This is a genomic window from Mesorhizobium sp. WSM4849 (assembly GCF_055811385.1).
Map to the genome: position 1 here is coordinate 72749 of NZ_JBVVPW010000003.1, position 21608 is coordinate 94356.

Below are 21608 nucleotides of genomic sequence, written 5' to 3' on the forward strand. Positions count from 1 at the left end.
TCGCTGGCCGACGGCGCCATCGATCTCAACCTCAGGGCGGATGCGGCTTCCGCAGCACTGCCGGCGGCAGCGCGCGGTGTGCTCGCGGAGCGGACAGAACTCAGTGCCGCTTTGAAGCGTGACGCCAATGGCAATGTTACCGCCAACGCGATCAGGCTGGTGTCCGGCGCGCTGACCGCCGACGGGCAGGCCAGCCTTGCCGACAACAAGGTCAGCGCCGACGTCAAGGGCGCGCTGTCCGACATCTCGCTTCTGTCTCGGGATGCCAAGGGCGCCATCGCTTTCGCGCTGAACGTGCAAGGCGCCGGCACCGCGCCCGACCTGTCGCTGACGGTCAACAGCGACCGGCTCTCGGTGGCCGAACGCGAGATCACCGGGCTGAGGCTCACCGCCACCGGCAAGGCCGATGCCGCCAACCCGGCGGCCAATGTCCAACTGACCGGAAATGTCGCGGGCCAGCCCCTGCAAGGCAGTGCCGTGCTGGCGACCTCCGACGGCAAGCGCGCCATCAACGGGCTTTTGCTGTCACTCGGCAAGAACCGGATATCGGGCGACCTGGCACTTGATGAGGCCTTCGTGCCCGAAGGCACCGTGGCGCTCGACCTGCCTGACATCGGACCGCTCGCAGCCCTTGCGCTGGAAAAGGCGGAAGGCGACGTGCGCGGCACGATCGATTTCTCGAAGACCGGCAATGTGCCTGAGGTCACCATCAAGGCTTCGACGGCTTCGATTTCACGCGACGATGTTTCGGCAAAGACGGTCACCATCGATGCGCTGATTGCTAACTATCTCGCCGCACCGGTGATCTCCGGAAAAATCCGTGCCGACAGCGTCACCTCCGGCGGCACCGTCATTCGCGGCATCGATGTCGATCTCAAGCGTGACGGCGACTGGACAGGCTTTTCCGGCGGCGCCACCGTCAAGGACATTCCGGCCAGGGCCGAAGGCAGGGTGAAGATCGCCGACGGCACGACGACGGTCGAGCTCACCTCCGGCCAGGCGACCATGCGCGGCATCAAAGCAGCGATCGCGCAGGCCTCGACCATCACCATCGCCAACGGCACCACCAGCCTGGATCGGCTCGCGCTCAACCTCGGCGGCGGCACGGCGACGGTTTCGGGTAAGGTCGGGGAGGCGCTCAATCTCAACGCGACGCTGGCGCGGGTGCCGATGTCGCTCGCCAACAGTTTCTCGCCGGGCCTCGATGCCGCCGGCTCGATCTCGGGCACGGTGAAGGTGACGGGCGCGCCGGCCAATCCGGCCGTCGCCTTCAAGATCGACGCCGCAGGCGTCCAGACGTCGCAGACCCGCGGTGCCGGTTTCGGCGGCATGGGCGTTTCGTCCTCCGGCACGTATTCGGGCAACAGACTGGCCTTCGACGCCAACATGAGCGATGCCGCCGGTCTCGGCCTCAAGGGCGGCGGCACGATGACGACATCAGGCACGCCCACCCTTGATCTCGACTTTTCCGGCAAGGTGCCGTTCGCCTTCCTCACCCGGACACTCGCCGCGCAAGGCCTGTCTTTGAGCGGCACGGCCGACGTCGATTTGAAGGTGCGCGGCCCGGCGACGTCGCCGGTGATCACAGGCACGGTCCGCACGTCGGGTGCCCGCCTGATCGATGCACGCTCGGGACTTGCGATCAACGATATCACCGCCGATGTCGCGATCGGCGGTGGCGTCGCCAGGATCAACCGCCTGACCGGCAATTTGTCGACGCGCGGCAGCCTGTCGGCCAGCGGCACGGTCGGCATCAATCCGGCGCAAGGTTTTCCGGCCGACCTGTCGGTCAAGCTCGTCGACGGCCGCTATACCGACGGCAGGGTGGTCACCGCCAATCTCGGCGGCGACCTCACCATCAAGGGACCGCTCGCGTCGGCGCCGGTGATTTCGGGCACGATCAACCTGGCCAAGACCGTGATCACCGTTCCCGAAAAGCTGCCGGGTTCGCTAGCGGCGCTCGACGTCAAGCACAGGAACGCACCGGCCGCCGTGCGCGCGCAGGACAAGGCGTTGCGCCCGGCGACTGCGAGCGGCGGCGGAGGCGGCGGCCTCAACCTCGATGTCACGGTCAACGCGCCGAGCCAGATTTTCATCCAGGGCAGGGGTGTCGATGCCGAGCTTGGCGGTTCGCTGCGGCTGACCGGCCCGGCATCGTCGCCGCAAGCGGTCGGCACCTTTGACTTGCAGCGCGGGCGGCTGACGATCCTCGCCAAGCGGCTGACCTTCACCGAAGGCACGGTCGGCTTTTCAGGCTCGCTGGTACCTTATCTCAACCTCACGGCGACATCGACGACGAGCAGCGCCACCGTCACCATCGTGGTGTCGGGCGAGGCGACCAATCCGAAATTCAACTTCTCGTCGGTGCCGGCGCTGCCGGAAGACGAGGTTCTGGCGCAACTGATTTTCGGCCGCTCGATGTCGAACCTGTCGCCGCTGCAGATCGCCCAGCTTGCCGAAGCCGCCGCGCAGCTGGCCGGTGTCGGCGGCTCGACCTCGCTGCTCCAGAACCTGCGCAGCGCGATCGGCGTCGACGATCTCGACGTCATCACGGACGAGGAGGGTGGCACCGCGGTTTCGGCGGGCAAATATCTCAACGACCGCACCTATGTGACGATCCAGAAAGGCGACAAGCCGGGTTCGGGCAAGGCGGCGATCGATCTCGACGTCGGACGCGGCGTCAAATTGCGCGGCGAGGCCACCGATGCCGGCGAAGCCAAGGGCGGCGTTTTCTACGAACGCGAGTACTGAAGCCGGCCGGCGCGAAACGGTCTGGCAATCCGACAGTCGTCGCCGTTCTGGCACCCTGTCCGGGATCGGCTGGCGCTGTGCAAAGTTTCGCGCATGACGCCGAAAATCGGAACCGATTTTCAGTTAGGGATCATGCGCGAAATCAAAATGCTACAGCGTCCTTTGCACCCACCGTTACGCGCGGCGCTGTCGTGAATGTCTCAGTTTAATCGATGCCGGAGATTCGAACGAAATCTGCCGGGCAATAGCAATTTTGCGCCAAGACTGTCGTTATCACGCGAACTGCTTCCCTTCCAAAGTTGCACATTCCTTGGCATGTTCCCAACCCGTGCCGTTTTTGACATCATGGCCCGGATGCGGAATGGTAAAAGGCAGAAAGCCAACAATGGGAGTTCGTGATGACAATCTACAAGAGTAATGGCGATCGCGTTCCGGATCACATCCATGCAATGGCCGAAGAAGCCAGGGCCGGACGTGTCGATCGCCGCGAGTTTTTCGCTTTGGCCAGCGTCTTCGGCGCGTCCACGGCGATGGCCTATGGTATGCTCGGCCTCGCCGACCCGACGCCGGCGAGAGCGCAGGACGTACAGGGCAAGAAGGGCGGCATACTGAAGGTCGCTATGTGGATCAAGGATGCGAAGGATCCGCGCAAGGCCGACTGGTCGGAAATCGCCAATGCCGAGCGCCAGGCACTCGAGCCGTTGGTCAAGTATACAAACGAATACACGTTCCGCCCCTACCTGCTCGAGAGCTGGGACGTCAACGACGATGCCACCGAGTACACGCTGCATGTGCGCAAGGGCGTCACTTGGAACAACGGCGATCCGTTCACCGCGGACGACGTCATCTTCAACTTCAAGCGTTGGGCCGACAAGAAGGCCGAAGGCAATTCCATGCCCGGTCGTCTCGGCTCGCTGGTCAAGGACGACAAGCTGGATGAGAGCGCAGTCACCAAGGTCGACGATATGACGGTGAAGCTGAAGCTCAGCACGCCGGATATCGCGCTCATCCCCAACGTGTGCGACTATCCCGGTCTCGTCGTCCACAAGACATTCGACGAAAAGGGCGGCGATTTCAAAGCCTGCCCGATCGGCACCGGCCCGTTCGAGCTCGTTTCCTACGACGTCGGCCAGAAAGTGGTCTACAAGCGCCGCGAAGACAACAAGTGGTGGGACGGCGAGGTCTTTCTCGACGGCATCGAGTTCATCGACTACGGCACCGATCCGGCAGCCACGGTCAGCGCCTTCGAATCGGGAGAGGTCCATACCAATTTCGAGACGTCGGCCGATTATGTGTCGATCCTCGACGGTGTCGACCTGGTCAAGTACGAGGTGGTCACCGCAGCGACCATCGTCTGCCGCACCAACGTGACCAACAAGCCTTATGACGACCAGAAGGTTCGCAATGCGCTGCAGCTCGCGGTCGACAACGCTGTCGTGCTCCAGCTGGGCGGTGGCAATGCCGGCACCGTCGCCGAAAACCATCATGTCTCCCCGATCCATCCGGAATATTACGAGCTGCCGAAGATTGCTCGCGATCCGGCCAAGGCAAAGGCGCTGATGGAGGAAGCCGGCCAGGCCGATTTCGAGCACGAGCTGATCACGGTCGACGAAGACTGGCACAAGAATACCGGCGATGCGATCGCCGCGCAGATGCGCGACGCCGGCATCAAGGTGAAGCGCACGGTGCTGCCGGGTTCGACGTTCTGGAACGACTGGACCAAGTATCCGCTGTCGATGACCAATTGGAACATGCGGCCGCTCGGGGTCCAGGTTCTGGCGATCGGCTACCGCACCGGAGAAGCCTGGAACGAAACCGCCTGGTCGAATCCCGAATGGGATGCCAAGCTCAACGCCGCACTTTCGGTCGCCGATGCCGCCAAGCGCAAGGAGATGATGAAGGACATCGAGCAGATCCTGCAGGATTCCGGCATCATCATCCAGCCTTACTGGCGCAAGCTCTACAGTCACTCGGTGGCTGCCGTTAAGAACTACGCCATGCACCCGACCTTCGAGCGCGACTACGGCAAGGTCTGGCTCGACGAGGAGGCCTGATCGAATCGATCGTGGAAGGGGCGGCTCGCCCCTTCCACCCACGCTATGCATGATCCCACAACCGAAAGTCGGCGCAGCAAAAAAGCGCGGACGCTTCGGACAGGGGCGTGCAACAAGACAGGGTTGATCGCATTCTGAGGGTCCGTTTGACAGCCAGCTCTGCCGATAGCGGCTGAGCTGGCTCCGAGCCGGCCTCAACCCCAACCAGACCGGCAGGGGACCGCCATGCTCTCTTTCATCCTTCGACGCCTCGGCACCATGGCATTGACGATGCTGTGCCTGACGTTGGTCGTCTTCTTCCTGATCAATCTCGACCCCAATCTGAAAAAACTGGCGATCAGCCAGACCGAAATGCACACCTCGGCCGAGCAGCTCGAAAGCTGGCTGGTCAACCATGGCTATCGCCAGAATTTCTTCTCCCGCTATGGCCAATGGCTGGGTATCATACCGAAACAGCCGGTCACAGACCCGGCAACGGGCAAACCCGCGCGACGTTTTTCCTTCTGCAACGATCCCGTCGAGCCGACGTTCTCCGGCGTCCTGCAGGGCGACTTCGGCTGCTCGACCAAATTCAAGACGACGGTCGCGTCGAAGCTTTTCCCGGCGCTCGGCGCCACCGGCATACTGATGTTCTGGGTGCTTGTGGTAATGGTGCCGATCTCGCTTCTGATCGGCATCCTCGCCGGCATGCGCGAGGGCTCGCGAACCGACCGGACGTTGTCCGTCGCCTCGATCGCCTCGACGGCGACGCCCGAATACGTGTCGGGCGTCATTTTCACCGTCATTTTCGCCTCATGGCTCGGCCTGCTGAACGGTTCGGCGGCTTCGGCCAGCCGGGGCATCACCTTCTACAATTTCACGCTGCCTGTCATGACGTTGGCGATCTACGGCATCGGCTATATCGCCCGCATGACCCGCGCCTCGATGGTCGAGGTGATGACGCAGCAATATATCCGCACCGCGCGGTTGAAGGGCCTCTCCTTCGGCAGCGTCGTGGTCAAGCATGCGCTGCGCAACGCGCTGATCGCGCCGTTCACTGTCATCATGCTGCAATTTCCCTGGCTGCTCACCGGCGTCGTCATCGTCGAGGTGATGTTCCGCTACCAGGGGTTTGGCTACACGCTGGTCGAGGCGGCTGGCAACAACGACATCGATCTTTTGCTCGGTTGCTCCCTGGTCTCGGTGTTCATCGTGCTGATCACGCAGCTCATTTCCGATGTCGGTTACGCGTTTCTCAATCCGCGTATCAGAGTTCAATAGGGGATCGGGCGGATGCAGCTTGAATATATCGGCGCCTTCGATGTGGTGCTTGGCGTGCTCGCGCGTTTCTGGCCGGTCTGGATCGCCCTCGTCGTGGTGATGGGGGCGAGCTTCGCCTACAAGAAGAGGCTTGGCCTCTACGGTCAACTCTTCGACAGCAGCGTCGGCATCGTCGGCGTCGGCATCTGCCTGTTCTGGCTGTTCACGGCGATCTTCGCGTCAACCATCTCGCCCTTCAATCCGCTTGTCCAGATCCCGATCATGAAGGACGCGCTGCCTGGCGCGGTCGAGCCGCAATCGGGACTTATCTACCTGTTCGGCGGTGACAAGCTTGCCCGCGACGTGTTCAGCCGTATGATCTATGGCAGCCAGATCGTGCTGATCATCGCGCCGGCGGCGACCGGTTTCGCGCTGATGGTCGGCATCACGCTTGGCCTGCCGGCCGGCTATTATGGCGGCAGGATCGATACGGTTCTGTCCTTCCTCGCCAACCTGGTGCTCGCCTTCCCGGTGATCCTCCTGTTCTACCTCTTGGTGACGCCAGGCATCATGGAGACGCCGATTCCCTATGCGATGGCCGGCCTGTTCTTCCTGTTCCCGATTATCTTCTTCAGCGTGCTGTTCTGGACGCGCTACAGGAAGCGGCCTGACCGGCTCTACATCCTCCTGGGGCTGACCCTTGTCATTGGCGGCTGGGTCTACGCCGGCCTGGTCTTCGATGCCGACCCGTTCAGGATCATCCATATCGATCCCAACCAGCTCAACATCTTCGTGGCGGTGGTGTTCGCCTCCAGCCCTGGTGTGTTCCGCATCGTGCGCGGTCTGGTCATGGACATCAAAACGCGCGACTATGTGGCGGCGGCGCAGACGCGCGGTGAATCGCCCTGGTACATCATGCTGTGGGAGATCCTTCCCAATGCACGCGGGCCGCTGATCGTCGATGCCTGCCTGCGTATCGGCTACACCACGATCCTGCTCGGCACGCTCGGCTATTTCGGCCTGGGGCTGGCGCCCGAGAGCCCGGACTGGGGCACCGCGATCAAGGATGCCAGCCGGCTGCTGCGCTCCTTCATCCATCCGGCGCTGCCGCCGACGATCGCGCTGATGTCGTTCGTGCTGGGCCTTAACCTGCTGGCCGACTCGCTGCGTGAACAATCGATGAAAGATTGATGGAGGGTTCTCGACCCGATATGCTTGAAAGAACAAGGATTGGAGCGACCCATGAATGAGGCAGTTCGAAATCCCGCCAAGCCGACCAATGGGCCGATCATCGAGATCGAGAACCTGTCGATCTCCTTCTTCACCCGCAAGGGTGAGATACCGGCAGTCATGGACTTCTCCTGCACGGTCATGCCTGGCGAAGCCATGGGCATCGTCGGCGAATCCGGCTGCGGCAAGTCGACCGTGTCGCTCGGCATCATGCGCGACCTCTCCAACATCGGAAAGATCGTCGGCGGCCGGATAAAGTTCCAGGGCAAGGACATGGGCGAGCTCTCCGACGAGGAACTGCGCGCCATCCGCGGCAACAAGATCGCGATGATCTACCAGGAGCCGATGGCCAGCCTGAACCCGGCGATGAAGGTCGGCCAGCAACTGATGGAAGTGCCGCTGATCCACGACAAGGTGTCGAAGGAAGAGGCTTACAAACGCGCGCTGGAAATGGTGCGCTCGGTCAGGCTGCCCGATCCGGAGCGCATGATGCGCTCCTTTCCGCACCAGCTTTCCGGTGGCCAGCAACAGCGTATCGTCATAGCCATGGCGCTGCTGTCGAAGCCGGCGCTGCTCCTGCTCGACGAGCCGACGACAGCGCTCGACGTGACGGTGGAAGCCGGCATCGTCGACCTGGTCAAGGGGCTCGGCGAGAAGTTCGGCACCTCGATGATCTTCGTGTCGCACAATCTCGGCCTGATCCTGGAAACCTGCGACCGCATCACGGTGATGTATTCGGGCGAAGCGGTGGAGACCGGCAAGATCAAGGACGTCTTCGACCGGATGCGCCATCCCTACACGCAAGGTTTGTTCCGCTCGATCCCGCTGCCCGGCGCCGACAAGAATTCGCGGCCTCTGATCTCCATCCCGGGGCAATTGCCGCTGCCGCACGAGCGGCCGAAGGGCTGCAATTTCGGCCCCCGCTGCCACCACTTCGTCGAGGGCGTCTGCAACGCCGCCGAAATCCCGATGATCGCGGTCGAAGGCCATGAAGGCCATTTTTCGCGCTGCGTGCGCTTTAACGAGATCGACTGGGAAGCGCTGCCGCCCGGCGCCAAGAAGGTCAACGAGCGCGTCGAGCCCGGCGCGCCGGTGCTCAAGATCGAGGATCTCAAAAAGTACTACAAGGTCGGCGGCAGCGAGGTGTTCGGCTCGAGCGAGGGCCGCGTCGTCAAGGCCAATGAGACGATCTCCTTCATGGCGCGCGAATCCGAGACCGTCGCCATCGTCGGCGAGTCCGGTTGCGGAAAGTCGACGCTGGCCAAGGTGCTGCTCGGGCTGGAGACGGCAAGCTCCGGCAGCGTGACGCTCGGCAACCAGCAAATCCAGTCGACCGGCGTCGAGAACCGCAGCGTCGAGACGGTGTCGTCGATCCAGATGGTGTTCCAGAATCCGTTCGACACGCTCAACCCCAGCCACACGGTCGGCTCGCAGATCATCCGCACGCTGGAAAAGTTCAATGTCGGCAACACCGTCGCCGACCGCCGCAAGCGCATGCTGGAGTTGCTCGACCTGGTGAAGCTGCCGCGGGCGTTCGAGACCCGCAAGCCGCGCCAGCTTTCCGGCGGCCAGAAGCAGCGCATCGGCGTGGCGCGGGCCTTTGCCGGCGACGCCAAGGTGGTGGTGGCCGACGAGCCGGTCTCGGCGCTCGACGTGTCGGTGCAGGCGGCGGTGACTGAGCTCCTGATGGACATCCAGCGCAAGAACAAGACGACGATGCTGTTCATCAGCCACGACCTGTCGGTGGTGCGCTACATCGCCGACCGCGTCGTCGTCATGTATCTCGGTTATATCGTCGAGCAGGGCACGACCGACCAGATCTTTTCGCCGCCCTATCATCCCTATACCGAGGCGCTGCTGTCGGCGATCCCGATCGCCGACACCAGCGTGATCAAGAAGCACATCGTGCTGGAGGGCGACATTCCGTCGGCGATGAACCCGCCAACCGGCTGTCCGTTCCAGACGCGCTGCGGCTACAAGAAGCTGGTGCCGGACAATCTTTGCGAGACGCAGGTGCCGCCGGTGAAGAATCTCGGCGATGGCCATATGAGCCTGTGCTGGCTTGCCGACGACGTGCTGGCGAAAATGGAGCCGGTGATCAAGTTCGACAAGGAGCATGCCGCCAATGAAGGCGTGCCGAAAGACGCGCCGCAGGGCGTCGGTCCGGGCTTTGCCGGCGCTCCGCCCAAGCGTCCACGCGGCAAAAGGCCGAAGCTGACGGATGGTTAGATCCGTGGCGCCATCAAGGCGCGCATTGGCGTAGCTGCGCGGCGTAATCCCGAGCCATCTGCTCGGTGGCCCGCGCATAGCGCTGCACGCCGGCATCGCCGCGGTTCCCGCGGCCATAGGCCGTCCAGCCGAGATAATAGGCCAGATAGAGGTTGTAGGTGTCGTTGCGGGCGACGCCGAGCGTGTCTGCGGTCTTGGAATGATACCAGCCGACGAAATCGACGGCATCGGCGAAGCTGGTGCGGCGCGCCGCCCAGCTGCCGGTCTCGCTTTGATACTGCGCCCAGGTGCCGTCGAGCGCCTGCGAGAAGCCGGTGGCGCTGGAGACACGTTTCCAGGGAATGAAGCCGAGAAGCTTGGTACGCGGCGGCCTGGCGCTGCTCTTGAAGCCGGATTCCTTGCGCACAGTCGCCATCAGCACGGGAACCGGCACGCCGTGCTTCTGTTCGGCGCGTTCGGCCGCCGCCTGCCAGTTGTCGAACCAGCCGTCATTCTGGTCGAACACGGCGCAGACATCGTTGATATGGTTCGGCGGAGTCGCGCAGGCCGACAGCGCCAGCAGCACGGTAACTGCTACAATTTTACTAAAACTCGACCTGCCCATTGGAACAGGATTAGGCCGAAAACATAAAAGGAATCTTGCTGCGTTCCTTAACGGCCCATCGACCGCTTTGGTCGGGTCAGAACGAGGATAGATATTCCGACGTTTTCCGTCGCTTTTGTCGGCACGAAGCTACCAAAATGCCGCCTTGGCTAAAATCACGCCCGTGGGTGGCGGATTTCTGACAGCTCGATCGTCGTGCCGGCGCTTTGATGCGCCGCATGAACGAACCGAGACGCAAACGCGGCGCCGAACGAACCAGCAACAGGGGACCGGCCGCCATCCCGCAGCTGCCGTTGCGCCGCGTCACCAATCCCTATCCGCCAATGGCGATGCTCTCGGCCGACCAGATCGAGGCGATCCATCAGGCGTCGATGCACATTCTGGAGAATTTCGGCATCGAGGTGATGAGCCCGCGGGCGCTTTCGCTGTTCGAAAAGGCCGGGGCCAAGGTCGATCATGCGTCGATGACTGTCCGCATCGACCGCGGCATGGTCGACCAGGCACTGGGGACGACGCGGTCGAGCTATACGCTGACGCCGCGCAACCCGGTCCGTGCCGTTCATCTCGGCGGCAACACCATCAATTTTACGCTCGTCGCCGGACCTCCCAACGTGCACGACATGGAACGCGGCCGCCGCGCCGGAAACCTGCGCGACTACTGCGATCTCACCCGGCTGGCGCAGCATTTCAACTGCATCCACATGCTGGGCAACCAGGTCTGCGCGCCGGTGGAACTGCCGGCCAATTCCCGCCACCTCGACACCTATTTCGCCAATCTGACGCTGACCGATAAAAGTTTTCACGTCTCGGCGATCGGCCGCGGCAGGGCGCTGGACGGCATCGAAATGATGGCGATTTCGCGGGGCCTGAGCCTCGACCAGATGCGCGACAATCCCGGCGTCACCACCATCATCTCGGTCAACTCGCCGCGCCGCTTCGACGAGATGATGGCCGAAGGGCTGATGACCATGGCCGAGTTCGGCCAATCGGTCGCGGTGACGCCGTTCACGCTGATGGGGGCGATGAGCCCGGTGACGCTTGCTGGCGCGCTGGCACAACAGAACGCCGAGGCACTGTTCGGCGTGGTCTTGACGCAGCTTGTCCGCCCCGGCGCCCCGGTCATGTATGGCGCCTTCACCTCCAATGTCGACATGAAGTCGGGCGCGCCGGCCTTCGGCACGCCGGAGAACACCAAGGCCAACATCGCCTCCGGGCAGCTGGCACGGCGCTATGGACTGCCCTACCGGACGACGCCGGGCTCGGCCTCCAACGCCGCCGACGCGCAAGGCGCCTATGAGACGCTGATGGCGCTGTGGGGCGCGGTGCTCGGCCACGGCAACCTCGTCTACCACGCAGCCGGCTGGCAGGAGGGCGGGCTGACCGCGTCGTTCGAAAAGTTCATCATCGACGTCGAGATGATCCAGCACATGATGGAGTTTTTGCGCCCGATCGAAGTCAACGAGGCGGAACTCGCTGTCGAGGCGCTGGGTGCGGTGCCGACCGGCGGCCATTTCTTCGGCGAGCCGCACACGCTGGAGCGCTACGCCACCGCCTTCTACCAGCCGATGCTTTCCAACTGGCAGAACTACGAGGCGTGGCAGGAGGCCGGCGGGCTCGATGCCACGGCGCGGGCGACGCGGCTGTGGAAGAAAGCGCTGGAAGATCATGTCGAACCGGCGATGGATGTTTCCGTGCGCGAGGCGTTGGAGGCGTATGTGGCCAGGCGCAAGGAAGCGATCGGGCAAGGCGAGCCGTGATGGTCGAAGGCTTGCGCTCGTGTAGCTTGGCTCCTCCCACCCCGATTCACGTCACCCCTCCAACTCACTGAAATAACGAGAAAACCCATGAAATCGCATGCAAAGGTCGTGGTCATTGGCGGAGGCGTCGTCGGCTGTTCCGTGCTGTTCCATCTCGCCCGTCACGGCTGGACCGACATCGTGCTTTTGGAGCGTGACGAGTTGACCTCCGGTTCGACCTGGCACGCGGCTGGTGGCATGCACACGATCAATGGCGATCCCAACGTCGCCAAGCTGCAGAAATATACGATCTCGCTGTACAAGGAGATCGAGGAACTGTCCGGCCAGGCGACCGGCGTCCATCTGACCGGCGGCGTGCTTCTGGCGGCGACCGAGGCGCGGCTCGACTGGCTGCGCGGCGTCGTTGCCAAGGGCCGCTATCTCGGCATCGACCTCGAGGAGATTTCGCCTGATGAGGCGGCCGAGCTGATGCCGCTGCTCGACCCGAAGCAGTTCGTCGGCGCCGTGCGCAACAAGGAGGACGGCCATCTCGATCCATCGGGGGTCACCCACGCCTATGCCAAGGCCGCGAGGAAGCTCGGCGCCGAGGTTGAGCGCTTCACCAAGGTCGAGGACATCGTGCGCCGCGCCGACGGGCTGTGGCGCGTCATCACCAACAAGGGCGAGGTGGTGGCCGAGCATGTCGTCAACGCCGGTGGCCTGTGGGCGCGCGAGGTCGGCCGCATGGTCGGGCTGGAACTGCCGGTGCTGGCCATGGAGCACATGTACCTGATCACCGAGGACATGCCGGAGGTTGCCGCCTGGAACCAGAAGACCGGCACGGAGATCATCCACGCGGTCGATTTCGACGGCGAACTTTATCTGCGCCAGGAGCGCGGCGGCATGCTGATGGGTACCTATGAGAAGGCCAACAAGCCATGGTCCGAATTTACCACGCCGTGGACTTTCGGCCACGAACTGCTGGAGCCTGACATCGACCGCATCGCGCCATCGCTGGAAGTCGGCTTCCGCCATTTTCCGGCCTTCCAGAACACCGGCATCAAGCAGATCATCAACGGCCCCTTCACATTCGCGCCCGACGGCAACCCGCTGGTCGGGCCGGTGCGCGGCCTGCCGGGTTTCTGGGTCGCCTGCGGCGTCATGGCCGGCTTTTCGCAGGGCGGCGGCGTCGGCCTGGCGCTGTCGAACTGGATGATCGAGGGCGATCCCGGCGCCGACATCTGGGCGATGGATGTCGCGCGCTACGGCGACTGGGCAACGATGGCCTACACCAACGCCAAGGTGCGCGAGAATTATTCGCGACGTTTTTCCATCCGCTTCCCCAATGAGGAGCTGCCTGACGGGCGGCCGCTCAAGACCACGCCGGTCTACGACCTTTTGTCGGCCAAGGGCGCGCAATGGGGCGTCGCCTACGGGCTTGAAGTGCCGCTGTGGTATGCGCCCGAGGGCGTCAGGGACGAGTTCTCGTGGCGGCGCTCAAGCGATTTCGGGCATGTCGCAAAAGAGGTGAAGACGGTGCGGACAAGTGTCGGCCTGTCGGAAATCTCGTCCTTCGCCAAATACAGGGTGACAGGCGAGGGCGCGGCGGCCTGGCTCGACCGCCTGCTTGCCTGCAAGCTGCCAAAAGCCGGCCGCATGACGCTGGCGCCGATGCTGAAAGAAGACGGCAGGCTGATCGGCGATTTCTCGCTGGCCAATGTCGGCAGCCCCAATTCCAACGGGGAGGGCTGGTTCCTCGCCGGTTCCGGCATTGCCGAGGAGTATCACATGCGCTGGTTCGAGGCGCATCTGCCGCAAGATGGCTCGGTCCATATCGAGGCGCTGGGGGCGAGACTGACGGGCCTGTCGATTGCCGGTCCGAGGGCGCGGGACGTGCTGGCAAAAGTCACGCGGGCGGATGTGTCGAATGCGGCGTTCCCGTTCATGGCCATCGGCAAGGTGGGTATCGGCATGGCGCCGTGCCTGGTCGGCCGAGTCAGCTACACCGGCGATCTCGGCTACGAGATCTGGGTGGCGCCGGAATATCAGCGTGCCGCGTACCAGACCCTGATGGCGGCTGGCGAAGAATTCGGCATCGGTCTGTTCGGCTCGCGCGCGCTCAATGCGCTGCGGCTGGAGAAGAACTACGGCTCGTGGGGGCGCGAATACCGGCCGATCTATGGTCCGCTTGAGGCCGGGCTCGACCGTTTCGTCGCCTACGGGAAAGAAACCGATTTCATCGGCAAGCAGGCTGCACTGGCTGAGCGCAAGCAAGGCGGCAAGCTGCGGCTGCGCGCCTTTGTCGTTGATACGGCAGACGCCGACGTCATCGGAGACGAGCCGATCTGGTTCGACGGCGCCGTGCGCGGCTGGGTCACGTCAGGCGGCTACGCGCATCATTCGAAGACGTCCGTGGCTATGGGCTACGTGCCGAAGGAAATCGCCGACGAGGCCGACGGTTTCGAGATCGAGCTCTTGGGTAAGCGCTATCCCGCGCGCGTGCAGCCGACACCGCTGTTCGACGCAAATCTCGAGCGGATGCGGGGGTGAAGGCGCCGCTGGTGGCGGCTCAAGCGCTGCGGCGGTTGTCCAGCGCCGTGCTCGATGAACTGCAACGCGGTCATGATGCGCAGAATGCCTAGCGCCTGCGGTTGGCCTGCCATCAACAACCGGTGATTGGAATGTTCCTCGTCCTTTTATTCTAGCCAGGGTTGCATAAAGATCGCTATAGTTGTATTGATAGCCAGACACTCCAAACCATGTGGGTTCCGTTTGCCATGAGAAAAGTCCTTGTCAGCCTGTTCGCCATCCTTGCAGGCACCAGCGTCGCCATGGCCGACGACGCCGGCTGTGCTGCTTTCAAATGGCCGGTGACGCGCGAGGAGGCCCTGTTTGCGGCAGCGCCCGCCGCGCAGCCCGGGGCTGACCTTTCGGTCGGCGAGGCTGCAGATGTGGCGTTGGCACCGGTCGACACGATCAGCTTCACCGTTCCGCCGGAACGCGCGCCGGCAGCCGGTACATTCGGCGCGACGGCAAGCGTGGCCGTGCCCCCTGAGGGAGAGCTCCAGATCAGCCTGTCTGATGAGGCCTGGATCGATGTCGTTCAGGACGGCAAAGCCGTGAAGCTGGCGGCTTTCAGTGGTATGAAGACCTGTCCGGGGATTCGCAAGAGCGTGCGCTTCAAGCTGGCCGCCGGCCCGGCGACCGTCCAGCTGAGCGGCGCCAAGAAAGAGACCCTTAAGATTGCGGTGCTGGCGCCGGAATGACTTTGCGCCCTGAGGCAATTCAGGCCATGCCGCTCGCTCGGTCGATTTCAGCGGCGTGAAAACCTGTCCTGGCATTTGCAAAAGCGTGCGTTTCAAGCTTGCGGCGGGTGCCGCGACCGTCCAACTCAGCGGCGCCCGGTCTCAAAGTTGCGGTGCTGACGCTGGAATGATCCAGCGGCAGCACTCGGTCGGTCAGGACGCCTACCGCACCGGCGCCATCAGCGCGAAATGAGCGCCTTGCGGATCCGTGCACTGCACGATCCAGCCGCCGCCGGGGACCTCCATCGGGCCCATCAGGATCTTGCCGCCATTATCGGTCACGCGCTTGGCCGCTGCGTCGATGGCCGGAACGTTGAAATAGAACTGCCAGACCGGCACGGGAATCTGCTCGGGCTTGTTCATCATGCCGCCGATAGGTTCGCCGTCGAAGGCAAAGAGCTGGTATGTGCCCATCGGACCCATGTCCATGGCGTCGCCCTTGGTCCAGCCGAACTGGCTGGAATAGAAATCGAGCGCCGCCTTCCAGTCGGACGTGTAGAGCTCATGCCAGCCAATGTTGCCGGGTGTCGTCGATGGTAGCGGCGGCTGGTCGGGGCCAATCGGCTGCAGGAAGTTGAAGGCCGCGCTTTGCGGATCAGCGACGACGGCAAAGCGGCCGACGCCCGGAATGTCATCGGGTTCGCGGTGAACCGTACCGCCAGCTTCCTTCAACGATTTTGTCGAGGCATCGACATCCCTGGTGTGGATGTAACCGACCCAGGCCGGCGGCATACCCATCTTGCGCACTTCGTCCGGCTGCGCCATCAGCCCGCCAACGCCGCGCTCGCCGACATTCATGACGATATAACGCGGCATGCCTGGCGCGCCATCGAAGGGCTGCGCCGTCCAGCCGACCACAATTGTATAGAAGGCCTCGGCGGCGTCGAGGTCGGTGGTCATCAGTTCGTACCAGAAGAAGGGCATCGGGGACTTTGGCATTGTCGTGCTCCTTGCGTTTCCAGTTGTGGATTGTGGTTTGATCCATCCTAGGACGATCTTGGCGACGGAAATCCGACATCTGGGCCAGAAATCGATGACGGCAAGGTGCGCCTCATTCGCAATCTTGCGCGTGTCTCGGTTTTCGACTTTGCTGCGTAAGGGGGTGTCGATTCATGCGCCTAATGTCGCTTACGCCGGAGCTTGTCGCGCTATGCCATCGGGAGGAGGCCGATCCCGGTCCCGATGGCAGTTGGACGCAACTGAACGATGAGGATTTCCAAACCCTCGCGTCGCGGCTTTCTGATGAAGCAGACGCGGGCCCTTGTGGGTGTACGCCTATGGCTCGCTGATCTGGAAGCCGGCTTTCGAGTCCGTCGAACGACAGCGCGCCACCGCTTTCGGCTGGCATCGGTCCTTCTGCCTCGACATCGCTCGCTGGCGCGGCAGCGCTGCGCAACCGGGACTAATGATGGCGCTCGAACGAGGTGGGCGATGCGATGGTGTGATCTACCGCTTGCCGGAGGGAGAAAAGCCGCTGCAGATCGAAAGACTGTTGCGGCGCGAGATCGACGATCACGAGAGCGTCGGCTCGGTCAGATGGCTTCCGGTGCGTACGGCTCAAGGTTCACTGCGGGCGCTGGGCTTCTGGGTCGGTGTGACCGGCAGGGGGACGTCGCTCAAACAGCCGCTGGAGAGGGTAGCGCAAGTGCTGGCGCGGGCGTGCGGGCATGTCGGGTCGGGCGCCGAATATCTCTACAACACCGTCCATCATCTGGAAGAATTCGGCATTCGCGACCGCAACCTGTGGCGGCTGCAGGAACTTGTCGCGAACGAGATCAGGTCTATCCATGGCCGTGCCTCCGGAATGGGCCTCCTGTCTGCGTCGTGATCGCTCGCACACCTCGAAAACATGACTACAATTATCATATTTTTATTAAGCGTTTTCAGCAACTTGGCTGAAAATTGACCAATTGATAAAAAAACAAAACGTGTTAGCCTTCGGCAAAACCACAAGAATGGGGAAGCGGAATGGCGACTGGTCATTTCAAGCAGGGCATTGCCGGCGGCCGGCTTTCGCCTGAACAATATGCGGATAATTTTTCCGACCTGCATCCGCCGCTCGATCATCACGAGGCGCTGGTCGAGTCCGATCGCTGCTATTTCTGTTATGACGCGCCGTGCATGAACGCATGCCCGACCTCGATCGACATCCCGCTGTTCATCCGCCAGATCTCGACAGGCAATCCGATCGGCTCGGCAAAGACGATTTTCGACCAGAACATTTTGGGCGGCATGTGTGCCCGCGTCTGCCCGACCGAGACGCTGTGCGAGGAAGTCTGCGTGCGCGAAGTGGCGGAAGGCAAGCCGGTGCAGATCGGCCGACTGCAGCGCTACGCCACCGATGTCGCCATGGCTGAGAATAAGCAGTTTTACCCGCGCGCCGCCCCGACCGGCAAGACGGTCGCCGTCGTCGGCGCCGGACCGGCCGGGCTTGCCGCCGCTCATCGGCTCGCCCGCCACGGTCACGACGTGACCATCCTGGAAGCCCGTCCGAAAGCCGGCGGCCTCAATGAATACGGCATCGCCGCCTACAAGAGCATCGACAATTTCGCCCAGGCCGAGGTCGACTATATCCAGTCGATCGGCGGCATCGACATCCAGAACGGCAAGGCGCTCGGCCGTGACTACCAACTCTCGGACCTGACCAGGAACTACGACGCGGTGTTTCTCGGCATGGGGCTTGGCGGCGTCAACGCGCTACGCGCCGACGGCGAGGAGGCGCAGGGCGTCACCAATGCGGTGGAGTTCATTGCGGAGCTTCGCCAGGCGAGCGATCTTGCCAGCCTGCCGGTCGGCCGGCGCGTCGTCGTCATCGGCGGCGGCATGACGGCGATCGACGCGGCGGTGCAATCGAAGCTGCTCGGCGCCGAAGAGGTGACGATCTGCTACCGGCGCGGCCAGGAGCACATGAACGCCTCGGAATTCGAGCAGGATCTGGCTGCCGCCAACGGCGTCATCATCCGTCACTGGCTGCAGCCGAAGCGGGTCATTGCCGAAGGCGGCAAGGTGTCGGGCATCGAGCTCGAATATACGGCGATGGATGGCGACAAGCTCGTCGGCACCGGCGAGCGGCTGACGCTTACCGCCGACCAGGTGTTCAAGGCGATCGGCCAGAGTTTTGTCCCGGCTGCGCTCAACGGCAGCGGTGCCTTGCTTGCTTTGGAAGCTGGCCGCATCAAGGTCGATGCCGAAGGCCGCACCTCGCTGGCCAATGTCTGGGCCGGCGGCGACTGCATCTTTGGCGGCGACGACCTGACAGTCTCCGCCGTCGCACAGGGCCGCGACGCGGCCGAATCGATCCACCGGGCACTGACCTCGAACGGGAGGGCATGAGCATGGCAGACATAAGCAACAATTTCGTCGGCATCAAATCGCCGAATCCGTTCTGGCTTGCTTCGGCGCCGCCGACCGACAAGGCCTACAACGTCATCCGCGCCTTTAAGGCGGGCTGGGGCGGCGTGGTGTGGAAGACGCTCGGCGAAGAAGGTCCGCCGGTGGTCAACGTCAACGGTCCGCGTTACGGCGCGATCTGGGGCGCCGATCGCCGCCTGCTCGGTTTGAACAATATCGAGCTGATCACCGACCGCGACCTGCAGGTCAATCTGCGCGAGATAAAGCAGGTCAAGATGGACTGGCCCGACCGCGCCATCGTCGTCTCGCTGATGGTGCCTTGCGAGGAGCATGCGTGGAAGGCGATTCTGCCGGGGGTCGAGGAGACGGGGGCCGACGGCATCGAGCTCAATTTCGGCTGCCCGCACGGCATGTCGGAACGCGGCATGGGTGCTGCCGTCGGCCAGGTGCCGGAATACATCGAAATGGTGGTGCGCTGGTGCAAGGCCAACACCCGCATGCCTGTTATCACCAAGCTGACGCCCAACATCACCGACATACGCAAGCCGGCGCGGGCCGCCCTTGCCGGCGGCACAGACGCGGTGTCGCTGATCAACACCATCAATTCGATCACCGGCGTCAATCTCGATAGTTTCGCGCCGGAGCCGACGATTGACGGCAAGGGTTCGCATGGCGGCTATTGCGGCCCGGCGGTGAAGCCGATCGCCATGAACATGGTGGCCGAGATCGCCCGCGATCCGGAAACGCATGGCTTGCCGATCTCCGGTATCGGCGGCATCACCACGTGGCGCGACGCTGCCGAATTCATGGCGCTCGGCGCCGGCAATGTGCAGGTGTGCACGGCGGCGATGACCTATGGCTTCAAGATCGTGCAGGAGATGATCGCCGGCCTGGAAAACTGGATGGACGAGAAGGGCCATGCCTCGCTCGACGACATCGTCGGCCGCGCCACTCCCAACGTCACCGACTGGCAGTATCTCAACCTCAACTACGTCGCCAAGGCGCATATCGACCAGGAGGCCTGCATCAAATGCGGCCGCTGCCACATCGCCTGCGAGGACACCTCGCACCAGGCGATCACCGCAATCGTCGATGGCGTCAGGCATTTCGAGGTGATCGAGGCCGAATGCGTCGGCTGCAACCTCTGCGTCAATGTCTGCCCGGTCGAGAACTGCATCACCATGGAACCGCTGGCGGCCGGCGTAATCGACCAGCGCACCGGCAGACCGGTGTCGCCGGTCTACGCCAACTGGACGACGCATCCGAACAACCCGATGGCCAAGGTGGCGGCGGAATAGGGACGGACGAGGATCGGCCTGTCTTATCTCTCACACAGTGCGGGAGCGCTTTAGCTGTGCAGCCGTTGAGGTCGGCGCTGCCCCTCATCCGCCTGCCGGCACCTTCTCCCCGTAAACGGGGAGAAGCCCGCTGGCCGCGGCCTTGGCTCTCAATTCTGCAACGCTGGAGATTGGCGAAAACTTCGATGCCGGCGTCTTTCTCTCCGTTCTACGGGGAGAAATGCCCGGCAGGGCAATGAGGGGCGGCGCCATCGATCGGATAAAATCGCCGGCAGGGCAGCCATCCCATCCAGAGTCGAGACTCTTAATTTCCTATTGCGGATAAAAATTATCCACGATAAATCATATCCATGAATTGGAGATCAGCACGATGAAGCTGGGTGAGGGCGTCGAAGCGGCCATCCACTGCGCCGCGATGCTTGCCGGCGTCGAAGGCGCGGCGACCATGCCGGGTGCTGCCATGGCGGAAGCTTTCGGCCTGTCGCCGAGCTATCTCCTCAAGCATCTCAACGCACTAACGGCCTTGGGCATCCTGGAATCGGTGCCCGGGCCATCGGGCGGTTACCGGCTGGCGCGGCCGGCCGAGCGCATAACGCTGCTCGACATCGTGCTCGCCGTGGAAGGAGACGAACCGGCCTTCCGCTGCGGCGAAATCCGTCAGCGCGGGCCGGCCAGGCTCGATGCGTCGGTTTACGTCAAACCCTGCGGCATCAGGGTCGCGATGCTGAAGGCCGAACGCGCCTATCGCGCCGCTCTTGCCGAGGCCCGGCTGTCCAACATCGTGGCGGAGTACGTGAGCGATGCCGATCCCCGTTCGGTCGCCGCGAACTGCGCCTTTGTCGAGCGCCATCAGCGACCGCAGAAATCCAGTTCAACCAAGCAAGCGTGAAAGGTAATGACGATGAAGCAGAGGCTGCAATTCTTCGGCGCGGCGCCGGAAATCATGAAAGCGGTGTCGGCGCTCAACAAGGCGGTCGACGAATGCGGGCTCGAGAAAAGCCTGCTGCACCTGATCAAGCTGCGGGCGTCGCAGATCAATGGCTGTTCGTATTGCGTCGAGATGCACAGCCGCGAGGCGCGTCATGACGGCGAGACCGAACAGCGGCTTTATCTCGTCTCCGCCTGGAAGGAATCGCCGCTGTTTTCCGAGCGCGAACGCGCCGCCTTCGCCTGGACCGAAACAGTAACGAAGATCGCGGACAGCGGCGTGCCGGACGATCTCTACGCAAAAACGCTTGAACACTTTTTGGAAGAGGAACTGGTCAAGCTGTCCGTCGCGATCGGCATGATCAACACCTGGAACCGGCTCTGCGTTCCCTTCCACGCCATTCATCCGGTAGCGGCGGCCAAGGCCGCTTGAGCGGACGGACCTGACGCGCGGCCTTTACGCCGCGTCCCTTTGCTTCGGGATCAAGACCATGTTGTCGAATTTTGAGAATGAGATTCTGTTTACCGCACACCTGCTGCTTGGCGGCGCCTTTGTCTTTGCCGGCCTGCGCAACATCCAGAACGTGGACTTCCTGACTCAGCTGATGACGACGCGTGGCGTGCCGCAGGCGTGGCTGATGCTGTGGCTCGGCATCGTCCTGCAGATCGTCGCCGGAGGGCTGGTGATTGCAGGCATCTGGACCGCTCTTGCTGCGGCATGTCTGATCCTCTTCATGCTGGTCGCCACCCCGATGTTCCACAATTTCTGGGATCATCAGGGGCCAGAGCGCGCCGCCCGCATCAACGGCTTTGTCGCCAATGTCGCGCTGACCGGAGGATTTCTAGCGCTGATGGGCCAGGCGCTTTAAGGGGAATCGCGCAGC

At 63.0% G+C, this 21608-nt stretch carries 15 protein-coding genes and 1 pseudogene; 14 read left to right on the top strand and 2 right to left on the bottom strand.

Features of this window, described 5'->3' with window-relative positions:
* The 5 genes from AC0L3L_RS03795 to AC0L3L_RS03815 all read left to right on the top strand — a co-directional run.
* The coding region (locus tag AC0L3L_RS03795; protein WP_473636604.1) for a translocation/assembly module TamB domain-containing protein at positions 1 to 2751 on the top strand (2751 nt) is incomplete at its 5' end.
* 398 nt (positions 2752 to 3149) lie between these two features.
* Positions 3150 to 4805 carry an ABC transporter substrate-binding protein gene (locus AC0L3L_RS03800; RefSeq protein WP_473636605.1) on the top strand — a complete coding sequence of 552 codons (1656 nt, stop codon included), beginning with the start codon at positions 3150 to 3152 and terminating at the stop codon, positions 4803 to 4805.
* Between the two features lie 225 nt (positions 4806 to 5030).
* The gene (locus AC0L3L_RS03805; RefSeq protein WP_473636607.1) at positions 5031 to 6065 is read left to right on the top strand and encodes an ABC transporter permease; all 1035 of its coding nucleotides are present in this window, start codon (positions 5031 to 5033) and stop codon (positions 6063 to 6065) included.
* A gap of 12 nt (positions 6066 to 6077) precedes the next feature.
* Entirely contained in the window at positions 6078 to 7235 is a 1158-nt protein-coding gene (locus AC0L3L_RS03810; protein ID WP_473636608.1) for an ABC transporter permease, read from the top strand.
* A 51-nt stretch (positions 7236 to 7286) separates the two neighbouring features.
* Positions 7287 to 9503 (top strand): dipeptide ABC transporter ATP-binding protein, encoded by a 2217-nt coding sequence (locus tag AC0L3L_RS03815; RefSeq protein ID WP_473636609.1) that lies wholly within the window; start codon positions 7287 to 7289, stop codon positions 9501 to 9503.
* Between the two features lie 13 nt (positions 9504 to 9516).
* On the opposite strand, the gene AC0L3L_RS03820 is transcribed toward AC0L3L_RS03815, so the two are convergent.
* The gene (locus AC0L3L_RS03820) at positions 9517 to 10107 is read right to left on the bottom strand and encodes a transglycosylase SLT domain-containing protein (protein WP_473636610.1); all 591 of its coding nucleotides are present in this window, start codon (positions 10105 to 10107) and stop codon (positions 9517 to 9519) included.
* A gap of 218 nt (positions 10108 to 10325) precedes the next feature.
* On the opposite strand from AC0L3L_RS03820, the gene AC0L3L_RS03825 reads away from it, so the two are divergent.
* From AC0L3L_RS03825 to AC0L3L_RS03835, 3 genes are all read left to right on the top strand, one after another.
* Positions 10326 to 11864, top strand: a complete 1539-nt coding sequence (locus AC0L3L_RS03825) for a trimethylamine methyltransferase family protein (RefSeq protein WP_473636611.1) — start codon at positions 10326 to 10328, stop codon at positions 11862 to 11864.
* An 87-nt stretch (positions 11865 to 11951) separates the two neighbouring features.
* On the top strand, positions 11952 to 14393 hold the full coding sequence (locus AC0L3L_RS03830) for a GcvT family protein (protein ID WP_473636612.1): 2442 nt from the start codon (positions 11952 to 11954) through the stop codon (positions 14391 to 14393).
* A 227-nt stretch (positions 14394 to 14620) separates the two neighbouring features.
* Positions 14621 to 15109, top strand: a complete 489-nt coding sequence (locus tag AC0L3L_RS03835) for a hypothetical protein (RefSeq protein ID WP_473636613.1) — start codon at positions 14621 to 14623, stop codon at positions 15107 to 15109.
* 201 nt (positions 15110 to 15310) lie between these two features.
* Here the strand turns inward: AC0L3L_RS03835 and AC0L3L_RS03840 are convergent, their stop codons facing one another.
* Positions 15311 to 16087 carry a VOC family protein gene (locus AC0L3L_RS03840; protein WP_473485188.1) on the bottom strand — a complete coding sequence of 259 codons (777 nt, stop codon included), beginning with the start codon at positions 16085 to 16087 and terminating at the stop codon, positions 15311 to 15313.
* A 173-nt stretch (positions 16088 to 16260) separates the two neighbouring features.
* Between AC0L3L_RS03840 and AC0L3L_RS03845 the strand changes: the two are divergent.
* From AC0L3L_RS03845 to AC0L3L_RS03870, 6 genes and pseudogenes are all read left to right on the top strand, one after another.
* Positions 16261 to 16976: pseudogene (locus AC0L3L_RS03845) on the top strand (gamma-glutamylcyclotransferase).
* A gap of 140 nt (positions 16977 to 17116) precedes the next feature.
* Entirely contained in the window at positions 17117 to 18481 is a 1365-nt protein-coding gene (locus tag AC0L3L_RS03850; RefSeq protein WP_473485190.1) for an NAD(P)-dependent oxidoreductase, read from the top strand.
* Between the two features lie 2 nt (positions 18482 to 18483).
* Positions 18484 to 19797, top strand: coding sequence for an NAD-dependent dihydropyrimidine dehydrogenase subunit PreA (gene preA, locus AC0L3L_RS03855; protein WP_473636614.1), 1314 nt, complete (start codon positions 18484 to 18486; stop codon positions 19795 to 19797).
* A gap of 370 nt (positions 19798 to 20167) precedes the next feature.
* Complete coding sequence (locus AC0L3L_RS03860; RefSeq protein WP_473485192.1) at positions 20168 to 20686, top strand: RrF2 family transcriptional regulator; 519 nt, start codon at positions 20168 to 20170, stop codon at positions 20684 to 20686.
* A gap of 12 nt (positions 20687 to 20698) precedes the next feature.
* Positions 20699 to 21157 carry a carboxymuconolactone decarboxylase family protein gene (locus tag AC0L3L_RS03865; protein ID WP_473636615.1) on the top strand — a complete coding sequence of 153 codons (459 nt, stop codon included), beginning with the start codon at positions 20699 to 20701 and terminating at the stop codon, positions 21155 to 21157.
* Between the two features lie 58 nt (positions 21158 to 21215).
* On the top strand, positions 21216 to 21593 hold the full coding sequence (locus AC0L3L_RS03870; protein WP_473636616.1) for a DoxX family protein: 378 nt from the start codon (positions 21216 to 21218) through the stop codon (positions 21591 to 21593).
* Positions 21594 to 21608: the final 15 nt, after the last annotated feature.

Excerpts from the sequence above, each read along its gene's own strand:
- AC0L3L_RS03800 (WP_473636605.1), top strand. The coding sequence starts at position 3,150 with ATGACAATCTACAAGAGTAATGGCGATCGCGTTCCGGATCACATCCAT.
- AC0L3L_RS03805 (WP_473636607.1), top strand. The coding sequence starts at position 5,031 with ATGCTCTCTTTCATCCTTCGACGCCTCGGCACCATGGCATTGACGATG.
- AC0L3L_RS03810 (WP_473636608.1), top strand. The coding sequence starts at position 6,078 with ATGCAGCTTGAATATATCGGCGCCTTCGATGTGGTGCTTGGCGTGCTC.
- AC0L3L_RS03815 (WP_473636609.1), top strand. The coding sequence starts at position 7,287 with ATGAATGAGGCAGTTCGAAATCCCGCCAAGCCGACCAATGGGCCGATC.
- AC0L3L_RS03820 (WP_473636610.1), bottom strand. The coding sequence starts at position 10,107 with ATGGGCAGGTCGAGTTTTAGTAAAATTGTAGCAGTTACCGTGCTGCTG.
- AC0L3L_RS03825 (WP_473636611.1), top strand. The coding sequence starts at position 10,326 with ATGAACGAACCGAGACGCAAACGCGGCGCCGAACGAACCAGCAACAGG.
- AC0L3L_RS03830 (WP_473636612.1), top strand. The coding sequence starts at position 11,952 with ATGAAATCGCATGCAAAGGTCGTGGTCATTGGCGGAGGCGTCGTCGGC.
- AC0L3L_RS03835 (WP_473636613.1), top strand. The coding sequence starts at position 14,621 with ATGAGAAAAGTCCTTGTCAGCCTGTTCGCCATCCTTGCAGGCACCAGC.
- AC0L3L_RS03840 (WP_473485188.1), bottom strand. The coding sequence starts at position 16,087 with ATGCCAAAGTCCCCGATGCCCTTCTTCTGGTACGAACTGATGACCACC.
- AC0L3L_RS03850 (WP_473485190.1), top strand. The coding sequence starts at position 17,117 with ATGGCGACTGGTCATTTCAAGCAGGGCATTGCCGGCGGCCGGCTTTCG.
- preA (WP_473636614.1), top strand. The coding sequence starts at position 18,484 with ATGGCAGACATAAGCAACAATTTCGTCGGCATCAAATCGCCGAATCCG.
- AC0L3L_RS03860 (WP_473485192.1), top strand. The coding sequence starts at position 20,168 with ATGAAGCTGGGTGAGGGCGTCGAAGCGGCCATCCACTGCGCCGCGATG.
- AC0L3L_RS03865 (WP_473636615.1), top strand. The coding sequence starts at position 20,699 with ATGAAGCAGAGGCTGCAATTCTTCGGCGCGGCGCCGGAAATCATGAAA.
- AC0L3L_RS03870 (WP_473636616.1), top strand. The coding sequence starts at position 21,216 with ATGTTGTCGAATTTTGAGAATGAGATTCTGTTTACCGCACACCTGCTG.